This window comes from Rhodothermales bacterium, assembly GCA_040221055.1.
Taxonomy (GTDB): Bacteria; Bacteroidota; Rhodothermia; order Rhodothermales; family UBA10348; genus 1-14-0-65-60-17.
This window is the reverse complement of the sequence record JAVJVN010000006.1, coordinates 1-19,367: the sequence shown is the minus strand read 5'-3', so window position 1 is coordinate 19,367 and position 19,367 is coordinate 1. Positions and strand designations below refer to the sequence as shown.

Sequence of the window (19,367 nt, the reverse complement as noted above, 5' to 3'; positions counted from 1 at the left end):
TTGCGATTGTGAATGGCCGGTGTAACGCCCACAAATGCCGGCGGGATTCGGAACCTGACATTTTGTCGGGTATTCCACCTGTCCTTCACCGACGAGGACCATGCAGCTTACCGACGACATCCCCATCCTGGACGATCCGGCCGAACTGGACCGCCCGAAGTCGATTTCCGCCACGGCCTCCGGGCACCGCAACGTGTACATCGAGACGTACGGGTGCCAGATGAACGTATCGGATTCGGAAATCGTTGCGTCGGTCCTGAAAGAGGGCGGGTACGGGCTCACGCACGACCTCGCGGAGGCCGACGTGGTGCTCATCAACACCTGCGCCATCCGCGAGAACGCCGAGCAGAAGGTGCGACGCCGCCTGGATGAGCTCCGCTCCGAGAAGACCAAGCGCAATCCCGACCTCCGGCTGGGCGTATTGGGCTGCATGGCCGAGCGGCTGCGCCACAAGCTCCTGGAGCAGGAGAAGCTGGTGGACATGGTGGTCGGCCCGGATGCCTACCGCGACCTGCCGAACCTGCTGTCCCAGGCCTGGGATACGGGCCAGGCGGCCGTCAACGTGCAGCTCTCGAAGGAGGAGACGTACGATGACATCCTGCCCGTCCGGTACGATACGAACGGGATTTCCTCGTTCGTGACCATCATGCGGGGATGCGACAACATGTGCTCGTTCTGCGTCGTCCCGTTCACGCGGGGCCGCGAGCGCAGCCGATCCGCCGAGAGCATCCTGGACGAGTGCAAGGCCCTGGTCGAGGCCGGCTTCAAGGAGGTCACGGTGCTCGGACAGAACGTGAATTCGTACAGCGCGCCGGGCGTATCGTTTGCCGAGTTGCTGTACCGGATCAGCCTGATTTCGCCCGAGCTGCGTATTCGCTATTCCACGAGCCATCCCAAGGACTGCTCCGAGGAATTGCTGCACGTACACGCCGAGCGGCCGAACGTGTGCAACTACATCCATCTGCCCGTCCAGCACGGCAACACCGACATGCTGGCCCGCATGCGGCGCACCTACACGCGGGACCAGTACCTGGACCTCGTCGAGCGGGCCAAGAAGATCGTGCCCGGCGTCTCGCTGTCCACGGACATCATTACCGGATTCTGCGGCGAGACCGAGGAGGAGCACCAGGATACGCTGTCGCTCATGGAAGCCGTCCGCTACGAACACGCCTACATGTTCATGTATTCCGAGCGGCCGGACACGTACGCCGCCCGCAAATACACGGACGACGTGCCGGAAGCCGTCAAGAAGCGACGCCTGACCGACATCATTGAATTGCAGTCCGGGATCTCGCTGGAGAGCAACCGGGCGGAAATCGGCCGTGAACACGTGGTGCTCGTCGAGGGCCCGTCGCGCCGCAGCGACGAGCAGCTCTCCGGCCGGACGGACACCAACAAGATGGTCGTCTTCGACCGGGAGTCCTACGAGAAGGGCCAGTACGTCCGCGTCCGCGTGGACGATTGCACCTCGGCGACACTGCTGGGCACGGCCCTGGGTCTGTCCTCGCACACGGCCTGACGCCATGGACAGAAGCTCACTCCAGGAACGGTTCGGGATCATCGGCACGTCGCCCGGCATCCGGCACGTCATTGACCGCGTACGCCAGATTGCTGCAACGGGCATAACGGCGCTCATTGAGGGGGAGAGCGGGGTCGGCAAGGAACTGGTGGCGCATGCCATCCATGACCTCAGTGCCCGCCGGCACAAGACCATGCTCATTGTGAACTGCGGGGCCATTCCGGAGGGGCTCATCGAATCCGAATTGTTCGGGGCCGAGAAGGGCGCCTACACCGGGGCCGTCGAGCGGCGTACGGGGTACTTCGAGGAGGCCAACGCATCCACCATTTTCCTGGATGAGATCGGCGAAATGCCCCTCACGGCGCAGGTCCGCCTGCTTCGCGTGCTGGAGACGGGCGAATTCAGCCGCGTGGGCGCATCGAATCTCCTGAAATCCGACGTCCGCGTGATTGCGGCCACGAACAAGGACCTGGCGCGGGAAGTGGAAGCCGGGCGGTTCCGCGAGGACCTGTACTACCGGCTGAGCACGGTCATCATCCGCGTGCCCCCGCTCCGGGAGCGGCGCGAGGACATCCTGCCCATTTTCGAGCATTTCCAGCACCGGTTCGCGCAGAAATACAATTCGTCGGCGCCCCGGCTGTCCAGCGATGCGCGCTCGCTTTTCCTGCAGTACCGCTGGCCGGGCAACATCCGCGAGCTGCGCAACGTGGCCGAGCAGACCGTGGTGTTGCTGGGCCGCGATGAAGTCACCGCCGAGGACGTGCGGCCGTATCTGCGGGGCGTGTCGGCGAGTGGCTCCGGCGTGGGCCTGGTTCCGGTGGGGCACGCGGCCGGACAGGAGAGTTTTTCGAGCGATTCGGGGCAGAGCGGGAAGGAGCGCGAAATCATATACCGGGCCCTGATTGAATTGCGCGAGGAAGTGCGGGGAATGAAAGAGCAGATGGCCCTCATGGCCGCGTCCGGTTCCGGTACCGGGTCCGGTTCTGCGGGCGTGGCGCGCGGTGAACACGGGCATTCGGCCGGGCATTCGCATGGGCACGCTGCCGGACCCGCGCCCTCGGGCCGCGCCACCGCCGAGCCGGAAGATGCGCCCCGCTACCTCATGCTGCACGGCGGCGACGAAGATCGATATATCGAAGACGTGCCCTATGAGCTGGACGAAGAAGGGGCGGCGTCGGTTGAGAACGATGACCCCAGTCGGCTCCCGACCCTGGAGGAAGCCGAACGGACCCTGATTGCCACCGCCCTGGAACGATTCGAAGGCAACCGCCGGCAGACCGCCGAGGCCCTCGGGATCTCCGAGCGCACCCTCTACCGGAAACTGAAGGACATGGACGTCCTCGACGAATGATGCGCCGCCTGCATACCGCCTGTTCGCGCGCCGTGCTGCTGGTCGCCGCCGTCCTCGCCCTGGGCGGCTGCGGATACTATACCTTCACGGGTGCCAGCATTCCCGAACACCTCGGGACCATTGCCGTGCCACTCGTGATCGATGAGAGCGTCTCGACGGTGACCTCGCTCGAGGATACCATGACAGAATTGCTCCTGGACCGGTTCGTCCAGCAGACGCGGCTCTCGCTCGAGCAGGACGAGAATCGGGCCGACGCCGTGCTCCGCGCCCGGATTCTGCGCTACACCAACCAGCCCACATCCATCACCGGCAACGAGCAGGCCAGCCGCAACCGGGTGTCCATCGCGGTCCAGGTCGTCTACACCGACCGCGTCCGCGAGCAGGAACTGCTGAACCGGTCGTTCTCGGCGTTCGAGGACTACGATCCCCTGGACCCCTCGCTCGAGGAGGCGGCCGCGAGCGCCGCCCTGGAAAAAATCGCCGACGACATCTTTACCGCGGCCACGTCGAATTGGTAGTCCCGGTTCTATATGCACTGGCCATGCTGGTGTTGTTCGTGTTCGGCGTGCATCTCCTGTTGCTGGCATGGGTGGACATCCGGCGGGGCCACGCCGATGCAGATGGCCAATCAGCAGATCCTGCATTTCCGGAAGATGCGCTCGCCGGGCTCCCGCGCGTGACCGTCCAGATTCCGCTCTATAATGAGCGCCATGTGGCCGCCCGGATAACCGATGCGTGCGCGCGCCTGGACTGGCCCCGGGACCGGTTGCAGATCCAGGTCCTCGATGATTCGGACGACGAAACCGTGCAGGTGGTGGCGGAGAGGGTGGCCGAGTGGACGGCCCGCGGCGTCGACATCGTACACGTTCGACGCTCATCGCGTGACGGCTACAAGGCCGGCGCCCTGCAGAACGGGTTGGACACCGCCACGGGCAGCCTGATTGCCATCTTGGACGCCGACTTCCTGCCGGGGGCCGATTTTCTGCGGCGGCTGGTGCCGCAGCTCGATGCGCCGGACGTGGGTCTGGTGCAGGCCCGGTGGGGGCACCTGAACGAGGACGAATCGCTGCTCACGCGGGTCCAGGCGTTCGGACTCGATGCGCACTTCACCATCGAGCAGCCCATGCGGCAGGCGCTGGGGTGCTTCATCAATTTCAACGGTACGGCCGGTGTGTGGCGGCGGGAAGCCATTGAGGCGGCCGGAGGGTGGGAGTCCAACACCCTGACCGAGGATCTGGACCTGAGCTACCGCGCGCAATTGATGGGTTGGCGATTGAAATACGACGTGGACACCGTGGTCCCGGCCGAATTGCCGGTATCCATGAACGCGTTCCGCATGCAACAGCACCGCTGGACGAAAGGCGGGGTGCAGACGGCCGTGAAGTTGCTGCCCCGGCTGCTCCGGGCGCGGCTCCCGCGCCGCGTGAAGGCTGAGGGCCTCCTGCATTTGACGGCCAACCTGGTGTTTCCCTTCCTGTTGCTGGCGGCGCTCGTGCACGCGCCGGTCCTGCTCTTGCGGGACGGCCCGGGCGACCTGTACTTTGCCGTCATGTCCGTGGGGCTGCTGGGGTTCCTGGGATTCCTCCTGGCGCACGTGCGGTCGCAGCAGACGGCCCACCCCGATTGGATGCGACGCATGGCGCTGTTTCCGGTCTTCATGGCGGGCAGTGTCGGGATGTGCGTGAACAACACGGTCGCGGCGCTCGAAGTCCTGGTAGGGCGGGAAACCCCGTTCCACCGCACCCCGAAATTCGCAGCCGGTGGACGCGCGCCCCGGGCCTGGTGGCAGCTGCCCTATGCATCCATGGGTATTCCGATGCTGGTTTGGGTGGAAGGAATCCTGGCCGTCTGGTCGGTGTACTGGGTGTTCCGGCTGGTGGACGCCGGACACTGGGCCGGGCTGCCGTTCCAGCTTCTTTTTGCCGCCGGTTTTTTGTTTGTTACCGTGTACAACCTGCTTCAGGCGATCCGACGCCGTCATCCCATAAGCCCATGACTTCCGCGACTCCAGACATCCATCGTGCCATGCTGCTCCTGGAAGAAGGAGATTTCAGTGCCGCCCGCGGCATGCTCGATGACCTGGTCCGGCAGGCGCCCCTCGCCGCCGCGCCGCGCGTCCTGCTGGCGCGCGCATCGGAAGGCGAACAGGACCTGGAAACGGCCTGCCACCACTGGCAGCACGCGGCGCGGCTCTGCCCGGGAAGCCCCGTGGTCCAGGAAGGCCTCCGGATGGCGGTCCTGCGCCGCGAATACGGTGCCCAGGCGGCTGGCGCGGTTGGCGGATCTGATGCGGGTGCTGCTGCTGGTTCCGTCGCCGGCGCTGGAGCGGACGGTGCGCCCGGTGATTCTTCCACCCAGGGGTTCGCAGACCTGAACCGCCTCATCGAAGAATTGGAAACCGCCCGGATTGTGCCCGATCCGGATGTCCAGCCCCTCTCCGAAGAGGAACTGGCGGAAGCCGAAGCCGCCAACGAGCCGGAAGAAGTGGTCAGCGAAACGCTCGCCCGCATCTATGCCAACCAGGCCTACTATCTGGACGCGGCCGCGGTGTACGAGAAGCTGGCCCTGAAACACCCGGAGCGGGCCGGGGACTTTTCCCGCAAGGCCCACGAAATGCGTCAAAAGGCCACGGGAACGGCATGATCACGGCGGGAATCATGACGGGCACGTCCCTGGACGGGGTCGATGTGGCCCTGGTGGACGTGACCGGCACCGGCCGGGAGCTCCGCCTGGAGGTCCTGCACCACCAGGTTTTCCCGCTCCCGTCTGACCTGAAGGCCGACCTGGAATCGGCCATGGGCGCAGCCCCCGGCACAAACCCGGCCCCCGCCAGCATGATCGGCTCGCTGGATGCCCGCCTGGCCGCCCTCTACGCCGCCTGCACCCGGGCCGCCCTGCGGGAAGCCGGACTGCCAACCGAGCGGCTCGGCCTGGTGGGCTCGCATGGACAGACCCTGTGGCATGCCCCCGACGCCGATCCCCCCTACACCCTCCAGGCCGGCAACCCGTCCATGCTCGCCCACCTCCTCAGCGTACCCGTGGTCGGCGACTTTCGCACAGGCGACGTGGCCCTGGGTGGGCAGGGGGCGCCCCTCGTGCCGTACGTGGACTGGTGCCTGTACACCCATCCCGCCGAATACCGGATCCTGCTGAACCTGGGCGGCATTGCCAACATGACCCTGCTTCCCCCGAACGCGGAGCGCGGCGCCGTCCGGGCGTTCGACACCGGCCCGGCCAACCGTCTGATTGACGGCGCCATGCAGCGGCTGTTCAACGAGTCGTTCGATGAGGGCGGCGCGAGGGCCGCATCCGGCCGACCCGATGAAACCCTCCTGGCCGCCTGGCTGGACCATCCCTGGTTCCACCTCGCGCCGCCCAAGTCCACGGGGCGGGAGTTGTTCTCGGACGCCTATCTGGACAAACGGTTGGCCGAAGCCCGCGCCGCCAACCTCTCGCCCGAGGACACGATTGCCACCCTTACCGCCCTGACCGTCCGGAGCATCACCGACGCCATCCGGACGTACGCTCCCGGCGCGGACCACCTGTACGTATCGGGTGGCGGGGCCCACAACCGCACCCTCCTGGCGGGACTCCGGCAGGGCCTGGACGCGTCCGGCACGCACCCGCTCCCCGTATCTCCCCTTTCCGAACTCGGCGCCGACGTCGACGCCAAAGAGGCCATCTGTTTTGCCGTACTGGCCCACGAAGCCTGGAACGGCGTGGCCACCGGCATGCCGTCCGTCACGGGCGCACGCGGCGTGGCCTTCCAGGGCGTCCTTTGCCCATCGCATCCCCAAACCCACCCAACGACATGAGCACCTTCACACCTGTTTCGAACCTCGGCGAATTCGGCCTCATCGATCGCCTCCGCGAGCAGGTAGCCGCCGCTCCGGGCCCCGAAGACCTCATCATGGGCATCGGGGACGACGCTGCCGTCTACCGCGTGAGCGACGACCGCATGCACGTCATGACGACCGATGCGCTCATTGAAGGCGTGCACTTCGACCGCGCGTTCACGCCCATGCCGTACCTGGGCTGGAAGGCCATTTCCGTGAATGCCAGCGATGTGGTGGCCATGAACGCCGAGCCCCTCTACGCCACCGTGACGCTGGGCATTCCCCGCAACCTTTCGGTCGAAATGGTCGACGGGCTGTATACCGGAATGCTCGATGCCTGCAAGCACTACGGCATGCAGATCGTGGGTGGCGACACCACGACGGCCCACGCGCTGTATCTGTCGGTCACGGTCGTGGGGCACGTGTCGCCGGAGCGGGTCACGTTCCGGCGGGGCGCCAATCCGGGCGACATGATCTGCGTGTCGGGCGACATCGGTGCGGCCTACGCCGGGCTGAAAATCCTGCTGGACCAGCGGCAGGCCCTGAACGACCTGGGCGATGCCTACGAGCCGCAATTGGATGCCCACCGGTACGTCATCGGCCGCCAACTCCGCCCCAAGGCCCGCCTGGATGTGTTGCAGGGCCTGCGCAAGGCCGGCGTCAAGCCCACGTCCATGATTGATGTATCCGATGGCGTGGCCTCGGAAATCCATCACATTGCCGCTGCCAGCCAGGTGGGCGCCACCATCCGCATCCCCGCCCTGCCGTTTGACGAGGAGACCCGCGCCGTGGCCGACCAGTTCATGGAAGATGTCGATACGTTCGCGTTGTTCGGCGGTGAGGACTACGAACTGCTGTTCACCGTCCACCCGGACGACGTCCCGCTCATCGATGCCATGGGCGGCGTCTCCGTCATCGGCAACATCGAGGAAGCCACGAAGGGCCTGCGCACCTACAGTCCCGAAACCGGCCTGCTGCCCCTCTTTCCGCAGGGCTACCAGCACAATTTCGGCGGCAACGGCGGTCCGGCGGACGAAGACGCGTAACGGTCACCCCCCGATGGGCGCGCCGGGAGGCGCAGTCACGGATGGGCGTCGTTCATCGGGCTGATACGGGCGGAAAATCCAGCGGTCAATGGCGTCGAACAGGTCCGTCCGGTGCGCCCGTGTCTCCACGTCGTGCTCGTCCATGTTCTCCTGGAGCCAGATATGGATGGCCCGCAGGTGGTAGGACACGCGCGAGCGAGCGGCAGCCGGATAGCGGTCCGATGCGGCGGCAGAAAGCAGCGCATGCACCCAGGTCCGCTGCACGATCCGTTCGAGCTCGGCCTCGTACCCGCCCCGCGGCACGTTGCCCGTGAAGACCCGGTCCGTGACCGCCGTCAGGACCTGCGGCAGGTCGGGGAGCTGCGGGTTGATATCCTTCTGCGTCGTCAACCGAGCGGCCCGCTCCGGATGCAACAGCAGGTCGAACACCATGTCGGCCACGACGGCCGGAGGCGCATAGGGGTCAAAAACGAGACCCGTTTCGCGGGGGAACAGCTCCCGGTTGCGCCCGAAACCGGGCGGACGGGGCGGGATGCCGGTCCGGATGTGCTCGGGCAGGGCCAGATTCTCGGTCGAAAGCACGTCCAGCAAGGCGCCAAGCGCGCGTTCCTGCACGTCGGCCGGAATGGGCGTCGGCGGCGGCTGGCCGTCTCCGCGCATGGCGTAGGCATAGTCCATGCCGCCCACCAGCTTGGAGACCGCTTCCACCTGGTAGCGGTGCCCCAGGTACAGCGGCACGAGGACTTCCTCGAGCAGCGCCAGCGGGCGGTCGGGACGCAGGTTCGCCACGCCGAAACGGTCCAGGGCCTGGCGACGGATGGCCATGAAGTCATCGAGCGTGGTCACGGGGTTGGCCCCGTTGTCCCACAGATGCGCCTGTGGATGGGCACCCCCGGGGGCGCGCGCATCGGAATCGGAAATGAACATCAACCCCTTGTCCCGCATCTCCTTGAGGATGGCCTCGAGTTCCGCTTTTTCGTCAGCTCCCGGGGCGAACTCCGTGTATCCGTAGCGGACCGCATATTCGTCCCATTCGCCGATTCCGGTGTCGTAGGCATGGTCCAGATCGACCGTTCCGTCCGGGCGCAGCACGGGCAGCGGGGCCGGGTAGTCCATGACGCTCGCGCGGTCGGTGGGGGATGCGGCAAAATTGTGCATGATGCCGATGGTGTGCCCGATTTCATGGGCCGAAAGCTGACGGATGCGCGCCAGGGCCATTTCCAGCATGGGATCTTCGCCCGATGCCTCGCGGCGGGCAATGGACTCGGCGTCATAGGGCGCCAGCAGCCCCTCGGCAATCAGGTAGTCCTGGCGCACGCGCAGGGAGCCCAGCTGCACGTGCCCTTTCAGGATTTCACCCGTGCGGGGGTCCGTGATGCTCGACCCGTAGCTCCAGCCCCGCGTCGAGCGGTGCAGCCAGTTGATGACGTTGTAGCGCACGTCCAGCGGATCGGCGCCCGCGGGCAGCATTTCCACGCGGAAGGCATTGATGAAGCCGGCGGCCTCGAACGCCTCGTTCCACCAGCGACCGCCTTCCAGCAGGGCGGAACGGACCGGCTCCGGCGTACCCGGATCCAGATAGTAGATGATGGGCTCCACGGCCTCGCTGCGCTCGGCCGTCGGATCCTTTTTCTCCAGCCGATGCCGTGAAATGTAACGGACCCGCATGTCCTCGCCGATGGGCGTGGTGTAGTCGGCATACGTTACGCCGTAATAGCCCGCACGCGGATCGGCCAGGCGCGGCTCGTAGCCGGGCGGCGGCAGCTTGATGATGGAGTGGCGCTGGCGCACGGTGAAGGCTTCCGGGACGGCGGCCACCGATCGCACTTCACTGCCCGGGTTGTCGCCTGTGAAGGTGAGCATGACTTCAACCTCCGTGTTCTCCGGGAAGCCCTTGGTCATGTCCGGCCAGGGGGCGCTGCGCGACGGATCCAGCCGGAAATTGCCCTCGCCCGAGCGCTGGAGGGTCTGCACGACGTTCCGCGCATCCCGCAGGAAAAAGTCGGTCGCATCGACCAGTACCCGGCCGTCCGATTCGGCCGCCACCGTGAACCCGTGCAGCACGCCGGAGGCAAACGCATCTTCCACCGATTTGCGCTCGAGCGGGTTGTCCGTATCGGCCCGGTAGTCCAGGTTGGGAACGGCGAGCATGACCTTCGGGCCGTATCGCTCGAACTTGACTACCCACTGGCCGCCCAGCTGCGTGCGGTCCAGGCCGATGTCGTTCGAGCCGAGGCCGGTGGCCATGGCCGTGGCGTACAGGAATTCTTCTCCGAATGAACCGATTTCCCACCAGATCTTGCCGGTCGTGTTGTCCAGATAGACGTCGTGATACCCGTCAATGTGGGTCATACCGGCGGTTTTCTCGGCGATGGAGGGCACGTCCTGGGCCTGCGTGGTCGGGACCAGGAGAAGCAGGGCTAGAAGAGGCAGATGACGCATGGCGTACCGGAATTGGATGCATGACTCGGGTTCAGAACGTTGAAGATAGCAGGAACGCGGGGAAATTCCCCGTATCTTTGCGATCCCGAGGGCCATCCGGGGGTTCTTCGCGTCGCATGGACGAAAAGGTGTCCGTATTTTTGCGGGCCTGCGCAGCATTTACCAATTCCCAAGTTCAGATTCCAATGGAAGCAAAGACGGCCAAGGGCACAGTTGTTCAGATTGTCGGTCCCGTCATCGACGCCGAGTTCCCTGCCGGTTCCGTACCGGACATCCTCGACGCACTCGAAATCACCGGCAAGGACGGCCAGAAGATCGTTCTCGAAGTGCAGCAGCACCTCGGTGAGAACCGGATCCGGGCCATCGCCATGGACTCCACGGACGGGTTGACCCGCGGCACGGAGGTACGGAACACCGGCATGGTGATTTCCATGCCCACCGGCGAAGGCATCCGCGGCCGTCTGTTCAACGTGGTCGGCGACGCCATTGACGGGCTGCCCCAGCCCAAGTCCGGAGAGCGCCGCCCCATCCACGCTGCGCCGCCTGCGTTCGACGAACTCTCCACGGAAGTGGAAGTCCTCGAGACCGGCATCAAGGTCATCGACCTGCTCGAGCCCTACTCCCGTGGTGGGAAGATCGGTCTCTTCGGAGGTGCCGGTGTGGGCAAGACGGTGCTCATCCAGGAGCTCATCAACAACATCGCCAAGGAGCACGACGGTCTGTCGGTGTTCGCCGGTGTGGGTGAGCGGACCCGTGAAGGCAACGACCTGCTCCGCGAAATGCTGGAGTCGGGCGTGGTCAAGTACGGCGATGCGTTCATGGAAGGCATGGAAAAAGGCGACTGGGACCTGTCGAAGGTCGACCTGGAAGCCATGAAGGAATCCACGCTATCGCTGGTGTTCGGTCAGATGAACGAGCCTCCGGGAGCCCGTGCCCGCGTGGCCCTCTCCGGCCTGGCCATCGCCGAGCATTTCCGCGATCTCGGCGGCCGCGACGTGCTGCTGTTCGTGGACAACATTTTCCGCTTCACGCAGGCCGGTTCGGAAGTATCGGCCCTCCTGGGCCGCATGCCCTCCGCCGTGGGTTACCAGCCGACGCTGGCCACGGAAATGGGTGAGCTGCAGGAACGCATTGCATCGACCAAGAAGGGCGCCATTACGTCGGTCCAGGCCGTGTACGTCCCGGCGGACGACCTTACCGACCCGGCTCCGGCCACGACCTTTGCCCACCTTGACGCCACGACCGTGTTGTCGCGCCAGATTGCGGCCCTCGGTCTGTACCCGGCCATCGATCCGCTCGATTCCACGAGCCGGATCCTCGATCCGCTCATCATCGGTGACGAGCACTACAACACGGCTCAGGACGTGAAGCAGCTGCTGCAGCGCTACAAGGAACTGCAGGACATCATTGCCATCCTCGGCATGGACGAACTCTCGGACGAAGACAAGCTGGTGGTGGGCCGCGCCCGTCGTGCCCAGCGCTACATGTCGCAGCCGTTCTTCGTGGCCGAGCAGTTCACGGGCAACCCTGGCGTCTACGTCAAGCTGGAGGACACCATCCGTGGCTTCCGCATGATCCTGAACGGCGAACTCGATCACCTGCCGGAGCAGGCCTTCGCCTACAAGGGTGTGATCGAGGACGTGATTGCCGACGGCGAGAAAATGCTCGCGCAGGCCTGATCCTGACGGACTTCAACCCAAACGGACCCCATCATGGCTGGCACACTCCACGTTGACATCGTTTCGCCGACCGGCTCCATCTACAAAGGTGATGCCGTTTCCGTGCAGGCCCCGGGCCTCGAAGGATCGTTCGCCGTGCTGTACAATCACGCCCCGATGGTCGCGACCATCGCCGTGGGAACGCTGACGGTGACCGACGCCAAGAACACCCGGATTCCGTTCGCCACGAGCGGCGGCTTCCTGGAGGTCTCGGGCAACCGGGTGACCATCCTGGCGGAAACCGCTGAAATGGCCAGCAAGATCGACGTTGAACGCGCCCGCTCGGCCGAGCAGCGCGCCCAGGAAGTCCTGGACGCGGCAACGTCCGAAGAAGAGCGCGCACTGTACGCGGCCGCTCTGGAGCGGGCCCGCAACCGCCTGCGCGTATCCATGGGGCACGTCGGACAGCACAACTGAGGCTCGTCCCTCATCGTATATTGAAGGCCCGCTGACAATCGTCGGCGGGCCTTTTTCGTGCGCTGTGTTTTTCCGGCAATCGTCCATCGTCTGAACGCATTACCTTCATGCCGCTCCACAACCGAATTCCCGCCGTCGCATTGGCCATCGTCTTCTTGCCCGCCGTCCTGCTGTCTCTGGTACTGCTTGCGGGCTGCAGCGGCGACGCTCCCGATGCGAACGACATCGCCTTCGCCACCGCCGAGCCTGTGCCCCACATTTCCACGCCGGAAGGGGAAGCCTGGCTGAGCATGAACGGGGAGGGCACCCGCATGGTCTTCGGCCGCCACGCCGAGGGTTGGTCCGGCCACACCCTCTGGGAAACCATCCAGGATTCCACCGGGACGTGGTCCGCGCCGGCCGTCATGCCGTTTTCGGGCACCTACAACGATCGCGCGCCCCGCTTCTATCCGGCGCTCGACGCCTTCCTGTTCAGCTCCGACCGCCCGCATCCGGCCGACGCCGGCGCGGAAGTCGCTCCTTCCACAGCCGACGGAGCCGCAGAGGCGAACGAAGGCATGCGGGACTTCAACATCTGGATTGCCATGCACGACGGTGAGGACTGGATGGCCCCCGAACCGCTCGATGCCGTGAATTCGGATGCCAATGATTTCCACGCCAGTGTCACCGAAGGCGGCGTCATCTACTTCGCCTCCGACCGCGAGGGTGGTGCCGGACGTTCCGACATCTACCGCGCCGAGCTCGGTAGCGGCGGATACGTCGTCGCGCGGCTGGAGGGCCCGGTCAATACCGCGTTTTCGGAAGCCGATGTGTTCGCGGACCCGGCAGAGCGGTTCCTCATCTTTTCCCGCACCGCAGCCGACGACTCGTTCGGCGGCGATGACCTGTACGTCTCCTGGCGCACGGCGGGCGGTTGGTCCGAACCGGTCAATCTGGGGCCGCTCGTGAACACCGCCGAGTACGAGTACGGGGCGTGGATTCCCTACCCGTTCACATCGGACGCCTACCTGCACTTCACCACCCACAAGGACGGGCAGGCCGACGTGGTCCGGATCCCGGTTTCTGCCATCGACGCGTTGAACGAATAGGATTGCCATGCTGATTTCCGAGCTCCCCACGCCCGCCGTCCTCATTGACCGGACGCGCCTCCAGACCAACCTGGACGCCATGGCCGAACGCGCCGAAACGCAGGGCGTGGCTCTCCGGCCGCACACCAAGACACACAAGTCGGTGGCGCTGGCAGGCCTGCAGCGGACCGCTGGCGCCACGGGTCTTACCGTGGCCAAGGTGGGCGAGGCCGAAGTCTTTGCGGCCCGGGGATTCACCGATATCCGCCTGGCCTACGTCACCCTCGGCGCCGAAAAGTGGGCGCGCCTGGTCCGACTGGAAGATGCGGGAGCCCGGATTTCGTTCTGTGTCGATACGCCCGAAGGTGCTCGCGCCGTTTCGGACTGGTATGCCGCGCACGACCGCCGAGCCCGCGTCCTCCTGGAAATCGACGCCGGCTACCACCGATGCGGTGTGCAGTGGGACGATCCGGATTTGCCCGAGGTGGCCCGCGCCATGGCGGACCTGCCGGGCCTGGACCTGATTGGCATCCTGACCCACGCGGGCGATGCCTACTACGGCCCGCAGCCCGACGCCGACGGCGTCGTCCGCGAAACCCGGGAGCAGGCCCTGCGGCGGGCCTCCAACGCCGAGCGCGACCGCATGCTGGAGACCGCCGTCCGGCTTTCCAAGGCAGGTTTGGCTGTTGCGCCGACCGAGGCCGGTTTCGCTGTACCATCGCGAGAGGATGCCAGAAAGCAATCTGGAGATACTGTTCGCCCCGCCTTTGAGATAAGCATAGGCTCCACCCCCAGCCTCCGCTACTTCGAGAACGCCGTTACGGGCGGATTTCGGGTGACCGAAATCCGCCCCGGAAACTACGTCTTCCACGATGCCACGCAGGTGGGCCTCGGCGTGGCCTCCTACCGCCAGTGCGCCCTGACCGTCCAGGCCACCGTCATCTCGAAGCATCGGAACCGGGACGGTGGCGAACGCCTCTTCCTGGATGCCGGCAAGAAAGTCTTCACCTCCGACTCCGCCTACGGACACGAGGGATATGGGGTCATCCTGTACAACCACCAGACCATGGAGCCGCTGCCGCATCACCGGATAACGGGGCTCTCCGAAGAGCACGGCTGGGTCGGCGTGCGCGGGGGGGCGACCCTCGACGTGGGCGACACCGTGCGTATCATCCCCAACCACGCGTGTGTCGTCGTGAACACGCAGCGCGAGGTGTACGTGGTGGACGGCGACGAGGTCGTGGATACCTGGACCGTGGACGCACAGAGCCGAACGGTTTGATGGGCCGCCGTGCATCCTTCTTTCCGGATGATACGTACGCAGCCCGGCGGCCCCCACTCGCAGAACCATATCATCCGTTCAGACGCACATGTTCTCGAACCAAGCCCGCCTGTTCTGGCGCCACGTCCGGCGCCAGCCCGTCTACGCCTTCATCAATATTTTCGGACTCGCCGCCGGCATGGCCGCCTGTCTGCTCATCGTGCTGTTCATTGAGCGGGAAGTCTCGTTCGAGGACATGCACCAGGACCGGGACCGGATCTATCGGGTCCTGACCGTCGACAAGGCGCTTGGAACAAACAATCAGCGGGTGGGCATCACCATGCCCGCGGTGGGGTGGACGATTGCCGATGCCTTCCCGGAAATCGATGCGGCCGTGCGTATGACGTTCGGCGGCCAAACGTTGCTGCGTCGGGGGAGCGACATGCCCATCTACGCCGAGCAGCTGCGAAACGCCGATCCGAACGTATTCGAGGTGTTCGACTTCGCGTTCGTGGAGGGCAATCCGGAAACCGCTCTGCGGGAGCCCTATTCGCTCGTGCTTACGGAGTCCCTGGCGCGCTCGCTGTTCGGGAACGAATCGGCCGTCGGACAGCCGGTCCAGACCGGCAGTGGCCTGGAGTTGACCGTGACGGCCGTCCTGCGCGACCTCCCGGAGAACACGCATTTCGAGTTCGATGCGCTCGGCTCCATGGAAACGGTCAGTGCCCAGGCCCGGGCCAACCAACAGCCCGGTTCCACGAATCCCATTTTCACCGAGACATGGGGGTCGGTCGCCATGCCGACCTACGCGCGCTTCGCCCCCGGGGCCTCGGCCGAGGGGTTCGATGCGCGGCTCACGAAGCACGTCCGGGACAACGGTGTGGCCGAAAACTTCGACATCACCTTGCAGCCACTGACCGACGTTCATCTCGGATCGTCGGACGTGATTTTTGACCCCGTGCAGAACAAGGGCGATCGGAATACGGTCATCGTGTTCGCGGCCATCGCACTGCTCATCCTGCTGATTGCGGTCGTGAACTACCTGAACCTGTCGACCGCCCGGAGTACCGACCGGGCCCGCGAAGTGGGCATGCGCAAGGTGGTCGGCTCGACCGAGGGGCAGCTGGTTCGCCAGTTCATGGTGGAATCCGTGCTGACGGCATTCACGGCGCTCGTACTGGCCCTGGTGCTGGCCTGGACGCTCCTGCCGGCCTTGAATACCCTTGCCGAGACCAACCTGCGCCTGGCCACCGGCAATCCGCTGTTGCTGGTGGGGTCGGCCCTGCTGCTGGTGCTTGTGGCCGGCGTGCTGGCCGGTCTGTATCCGGCGTTCGTCCTCGCCCGGTTCAAGCCCATCGCTGTCCTCAAGGGGCGGTTCAAGACGAGCCGGAGCGGGCAGTACGTCCGCGTCGGGCTCGTCGTGTTCCAGTTCGCGCTGTCCATTGCGCTCATTGGCACGACGGGCATGGTGCAGAAACAGCTCGGCTACATCCAGGAGCGGGACATGGGCTACGACCGGGAGCAGGTCATGCTGCTGGACATGGTGGATGGCAGCATGGCCCAGACACAGGACCTGTTCCGGGATGAACTCGAACGGAACGCGGCGTTCACATCGGTTTCCACGGCCGGCAACGTCCCGGGGCGGGGTTTCGGGCGGACGCGCGTCCGGCCCGAGGGCGTACCCGACGAGGACATCTGGATCTGGAGCAACATGGCCGCCGCCCCCGAGACGTTGCCGGCCCTCGGCATTGAGATGGCGCAGGGCCGGAATTTCGACCGGAACCGGGAGGCCGACAACCAGGGCGTCGTCATCGTGAATGAGACGGCCGTCGGACAGCTCGGCTGGGACGACCCCGTCGGACGCCGGATTTACATCGGCACACAGGACTCCGTGGGGACGCAGGTCATTGGCGTGGCCCGGGACTTCAACTTCTCCGGCATCCATCAGCCCATCGAGCCGCTCATCATTTTCCCGCTGGCGACCAATCCCGGCGGCACGGTCGTGGCCCGCGTCCAGGCGGGTCGGGTGCCCGATGCCGTGGGTGCCGCCGAGGCGGCGTGGCGATCGGTGTATCCGGACTATCCGTTCTCCTACACGTTCCTGGACGACGAATTCGACGAGATCTACGCCCGCGACCGGGTGACGGGTCGGGTCGTGAACGTGTTCTCCATGCTGGCCATTCTGATTGCCTGCCTTGGTTTGTTCGGTCTGGCCAGCTACGCCACGACGCAGCGGACGAAGGAAATCGGCGTGCGGAAGGTGCTCGGCGCATCGTCGGGCTCCATCATGCAGCTCCTGGTGGTGGATTTCGCCAAGTGGGTCCTGCTGGCGAACGTGTTCGCCTGGCCGCTGGCGTGGCTCGCATCGAACCGGTGGCTGGATTCATTCGCCTACCGCGTGGACGTGGACTGGATCATCCTGGTGGGCGCATCGGTCATCGCGCTCCTGATTGCGGTCGTCACGGTGCTTTCCCAGACCTGGTCGGCCGCGCGCCTGAACCCGGCCACGGCCCTGCGGCACGATTAGGGCGGGGGGAAGGCAGGCATGGGCTTGTCACAGAGTTTGAATCAATCCTGGAAACCCAACTCATTCATGAGTTCGGCTTCCAGCTTTCTGGCCGCGGGAAGAACGGACTGCATGATAAGGGCACCGGCCAATCCGCGAAAGGCATAATCCCGATTCAAGTCACCGATAAACGATTCATTCGAGATCATGTCCATGACTCGGCGGCCTTCAAAAGGCAGAATCTCTGCCGTGCATCGGGCTGCTACCGGGGCCTCCAAACAGCCGCTCATCATCAGGCTTGGCACGGCACTTGCGATTGCACGCATCGTTGCTGTCCAGAGGGGCAATTCCAGGTTGTTTTTCCATGCATCCTGCGACTCACGAATCGCTCTGTCATGGTTGGCCAGTGCCGACAGGACACCCAGGTTCTGAACCAGGGCGATACGACCGGAAGAAAGTGCCTCGTCCCACGTTCCTCTGCCAAGGTCCGGAGCTCTGCCCCCGGAAGCCACGAACACGTGTGTCGCCAGGATCCCAGGACCCGTTGACGTGAGTTGTCCATCAACAGCATGCTGGCCAAGCACAAACTCGAGCTCGGCGATGTCGTATTGGACATCATCCAGGAATCGCTCCGGGTAGCTCTCTTCAACTGACCTGTCAAAACTGTATCGGACCCAAGACCCCGCACCGAGAGCGGTCAGTACGCCCAGAACTGCGAGTCCGCAACATGCGCATATTCGTCCGACTACCCCCTCCTGACCATGGAATCAACAACGTAGAGGGGAAGCAAGAGGAAGATGTACGCCACAAGGTCCCATGGGTCAAACGTAGAATCGTATAGCTCCAGATACTGGATGAACTCGATCCCGAAAGCAACAACCAGAAAAATGAGCAGCGTTCGCGTGGGAGTGAAGAATCGAGTCCATGCGTCGTCGGCATACCCGTGGAAGAGTCGTCGAAACAGGATGTAATTCCACGCGGGACCCGTGATGTCGAGTACATATCCATCCCAGAATGCTCCCAACGATAAAAATGTCGTCGAAACGCCTGTAGCACCTAAAACAACAAGGGTCGCTGCCCAATACGGTGCAGCCCGGTCATGTCGCTGATGTCTGCCTTCAAGAGCGCTCAACGAGGAATTCGAAATCATAGCGGGCGGTCACCAGCTAACGCATCAGGAAAAAGATCGAGAACCCAATCAAGACCGCAAGACCTGCGAGGAAGGTGACCCATACCAGCAACTTTCCTTTCGGAGTCCACTCGCGACCCTGCATGAAGACCTGAATCAACGTCGTTATCACCATGGCGCCGACTGCGATTGCGATGACGAGGAGTTTTTTGTCCATGAGCGGATTTTTTCCACGGCGAACGGTTGGCGGATTTGCGGCGAGCCAGCGCTCCCCTGCCAGAAAATAACCGTTTCAGATCAGTAAAACAGATAGGCGAGTCAGCAACATGCGCTTGCTCTGCATTCTGACAAACCCGAGATCTACTCAAATTGATAAACTTGCTTCATCAACCTGATGTAGTCTGAAAACGGCATCATTCCCATTTCTGCACGCCGGGCGTCGATGTTGATTGAATCAGCTATAGGGTAGAAATGGTAGACGCCCAGGCTGTCCGAGTACGCTTGAGATCCATACTTCTGAGGTTTTCCTTCGCGCACCTGGACCCTGTCATACAAAAACGCATAGTCCTCCAGGTCGATTCCGCCATGATCAAGCACCTCAGTCATGAGCGTCAGTGCATGCTTCTGAAAATCGTTGTCATTTGAATGCTGAACCAAGAGAAATGCAGCATGTGATGCTTCTGACCCTGCAATCATGCTATCAGGCCAGCCATAGCGTTCTACAACACCTTTCAGATACTCGGTACTGGCTGAATCAATGGCAATCACCTCCTTCCCACGTTCCTCAAACGACGCGCCAGATTCGAGAATCTCGTTCCTGATCTGCTGATCAACCTGCATTAAACGAATCAACTCTGCACGAGTGGCTTCATCAATGAGCACTGCCTCCTTGCCTGGGACTCCGCATGCGGCAAGCAGCAGGGTAGGTATTACTATCACCTAAGCTGTGCGATTCTGACGTACGGACACAAAAAACCCGTTGGGCTAAGTTGCATATAATTGGTATCTTGATGGTGCGAACAAACAAGTTCCATGCAACACCCAACGGGTTATGTCCAATATCCGGAACAGCACC

At 64.1% G+C, this 19,367-nt stretch carries 16 protein-coding genes; 12 read left to right on the top strand and 4 right to left on the bottom strand.

The window, feature by feature from the left end; translation table 11 throughout:
* Window positions 1-100: 100 nt before the first annotated feature.
* From miaB to thiL, 7 genes are read left to right on the top strand one after another with little or no spacing between them, the layout of a single operon-like run.
* Window positions 101-1,519, top strand: a complete 1,419-nt coding sequence (gene miaB, locus RIE53_02260; GenBank protein ID MEQ9103502.1) for a tRNA (N6-isopentenyl adenosine(37)-C2)-methylthiotransferase MiaB — start codon at window positions 101-103, stop codon at window positions 1,517-1,519.
* Between the two features lie 4 nt (window positions 1,520-1,523).
* Window positions 1,524-2,870, top strand: a complete 1,347-nt coding sequence (locus tag RIE53_02255) for a sigma-54 dependent transcriptional regulator (protein ID MEQ9103501.1) — start codon at window positions 1,524-1,526, stop codon at window positions 2,868-2,870.
* Window positions 2,867-3,388, top strand: a complete 522-nt coding sequence (locus RIE53_02250) for an LptE family protein (GenBank protein ID MEQ9103500.1) — start codon at window positions 2,867-2,869, stop codon at window positions 3,386-3,388. Before RIE53_02255 ends, RIE53_02250 begins: the two co-directional genes overlap by 4 nt.
* A 23-nt stretch (window positions 3,389-3,411) precedes the next feature.
* Window positions 3,412-4,866 (top strand): glycosyltransferase, encoded by a 1,455-nt coding sequence (locus RIE53_02245; GenBank protein ID MEQ9103499.1) that lies wholly within the window; start codon window positions 3,412-3,414, stop codon window positions 4,864-4,866.
* A complete protein-coding gene (locus RIE53_02240) occupies window positions 4,863-5,513 on the top strand; it encodes a hypothetical protein (protein ID MEQ9103498.1) in 651 nt (216 codons plus the stop codon). Before RIE53_02245 ends, RIE53_02240 begins: the two co-directional genes overlap by 4 nt.
* On the top strand, window positions 5,510-6,685 hold the full coding sequence (locus tag RIE53_02235; GenBank protein ID MEQ9103497.1) for an anhydro-N-acetylmuramic acid kinase: 1,176 nt from the start codon (window positions 5,510-5,512) through the stop codon (window positions 6,683-6,685). Before RIE53_02240 ends, RIE53_02235 begins: the two co-directional genes overlap by 4 nt.
* The gene (gene thiL, locus RIE53_02230; GenBank protein ID MEQ9103496.1) at window positions 6,682-7,752 is read left to right on the top strand and encodes a thiamine-phosphate kinase; all 1,071 of its coding nucleotides are present in this window, start codon (window positions 6,682-6,684) and stop codon (window positions 7,750-7,752) included. Before RIE53_02235 ends, thiL begins: the two co-directional genes overlap by 4 nt.
* 3 nt (window positions 7,753-7,755) lie before the next feature.
* On the opposite strand, the gene RIE53_02225 is transcribed toward thiL, so the two are convergent.
* Window positions 7,756-10,194, bottom strand: a complete 2,439-nt coding sequence (locus tag RIE53_02225) for a zinc-dependent metalloprotease (GenBank protein ID MEQ9103495.1) — start codon at window positions 10,192-10,194, stop codon at window positions 7,756-7,758.
* Between the two features lie 185 nt (window positions 10,195-10,379).
* On the opposite strand from RIE53_02225, the gene atpD reads away from it, so the two are divergent.
* The 5 genes from atpD to RIE53_02200 all read left to right on the top strand — a co-directional run bounded on the left by atpD (window position 10,380) and on the right by RIE53_02200 (window position 17,184).
* A complete protein-coding gene (gene atpD, locus RIE53_02220) occupies window positions 10,380-11,873 on the top strand; it encodes a F0F1 ATP synthase subunit beta (protein ID MEQ9103494.1) in 1,494 nt (497 codons plus the stop codon).
* 33 nt (window positions 11,874-11,906) lie between these two features.
* Window positions 11,907-12,329: an ATP synthase F1 subunit epsilon gene (gene atpC / locus RIE53_02215; GenBank protein MEQ9103493.1), complete on the top strand. Its 423-nt coding sequence runs from the start codon at window positions 11,907-11,909 to the stop codon at window positions 12,327-12,329.
* A gap of 107 nt (window positions 12,330-12,436) precedes the next feature.
* A complete protein-coding gene (locus tag RIE53_02210) occupies window positions 12,437-13,417 on the top strand; it encodes a hypothetical protein (GenBank protein MEQ9103492.1) in 981 nt (326 codons plus the stop codon).
* 7 nt (window positions 13,418-13,424) lie between these two features.
* The gene (locus RIE53_02205) at window positions 13,425-14,678 is read left to right on the top strand and encodes an alanine racemase (protein ID MEQ9103491.1); all 1,254 of its coding nucleotides are present in this window, start codon (window positions 13,425-13,427) and stop codon (window positions 14,676-14,678) included.
* A gap of 88 nt (window positions 14,679-14,766) precedes the next feature.
* Window positions 14,767-17,184, top strand: a complete 2,418-nt coding sequence (locus RIE53_02200) for an ABC transporter permease (protein ID MEQ9103490.1) — start codon at window positions 14,767-14,769, stop codon at window positions 17,182-17,184.
* Between the two features lie 41 nt (window positions 17,185-17,225).
* Here RIE53_02200 and RIE53_02195 read toward each other — a convergent pair whose 3' ends face one another.
* From RIE53_02195 to RIE53_02185, 3 genes are all read right to left on the bottom strand, one after another.
* A complete protein-coding gene (locus RIE53_02195; GenBank protein MEQ9103489.1) occupies window positions 17,226-17,681 on the bottom strand; it encodes a hypothetical protein in 456 nt (151 codons plus the stop codon).
* A gap of 648 nt (window positions 17,682-18,329) precedes the next feature.
* Window positions 18,330-18,509, bottom strand: a complete 180-nt coding sequence (locus tag RIE53_02190; protein MEQ9103488.1) for a hypothetical protein — start codon at window positions 18,507-18,509, stop codon at window positions 18,330-18,332.
* 143 nt (window positions 18,510-18,652) lie between these two features.
* Window positions 18,653-19,174, bottom strand: coding sequence for a hypothetical protein (locus RIE53_02185; GenBank protein ID MEQ9103487.1), 522 nt, complete (start codon window positions 19,172-19,174; stop codon window positions 18,653-18,655).
* Window positions 19,175-19,367 lie beyond the last annotated feature (193 nt).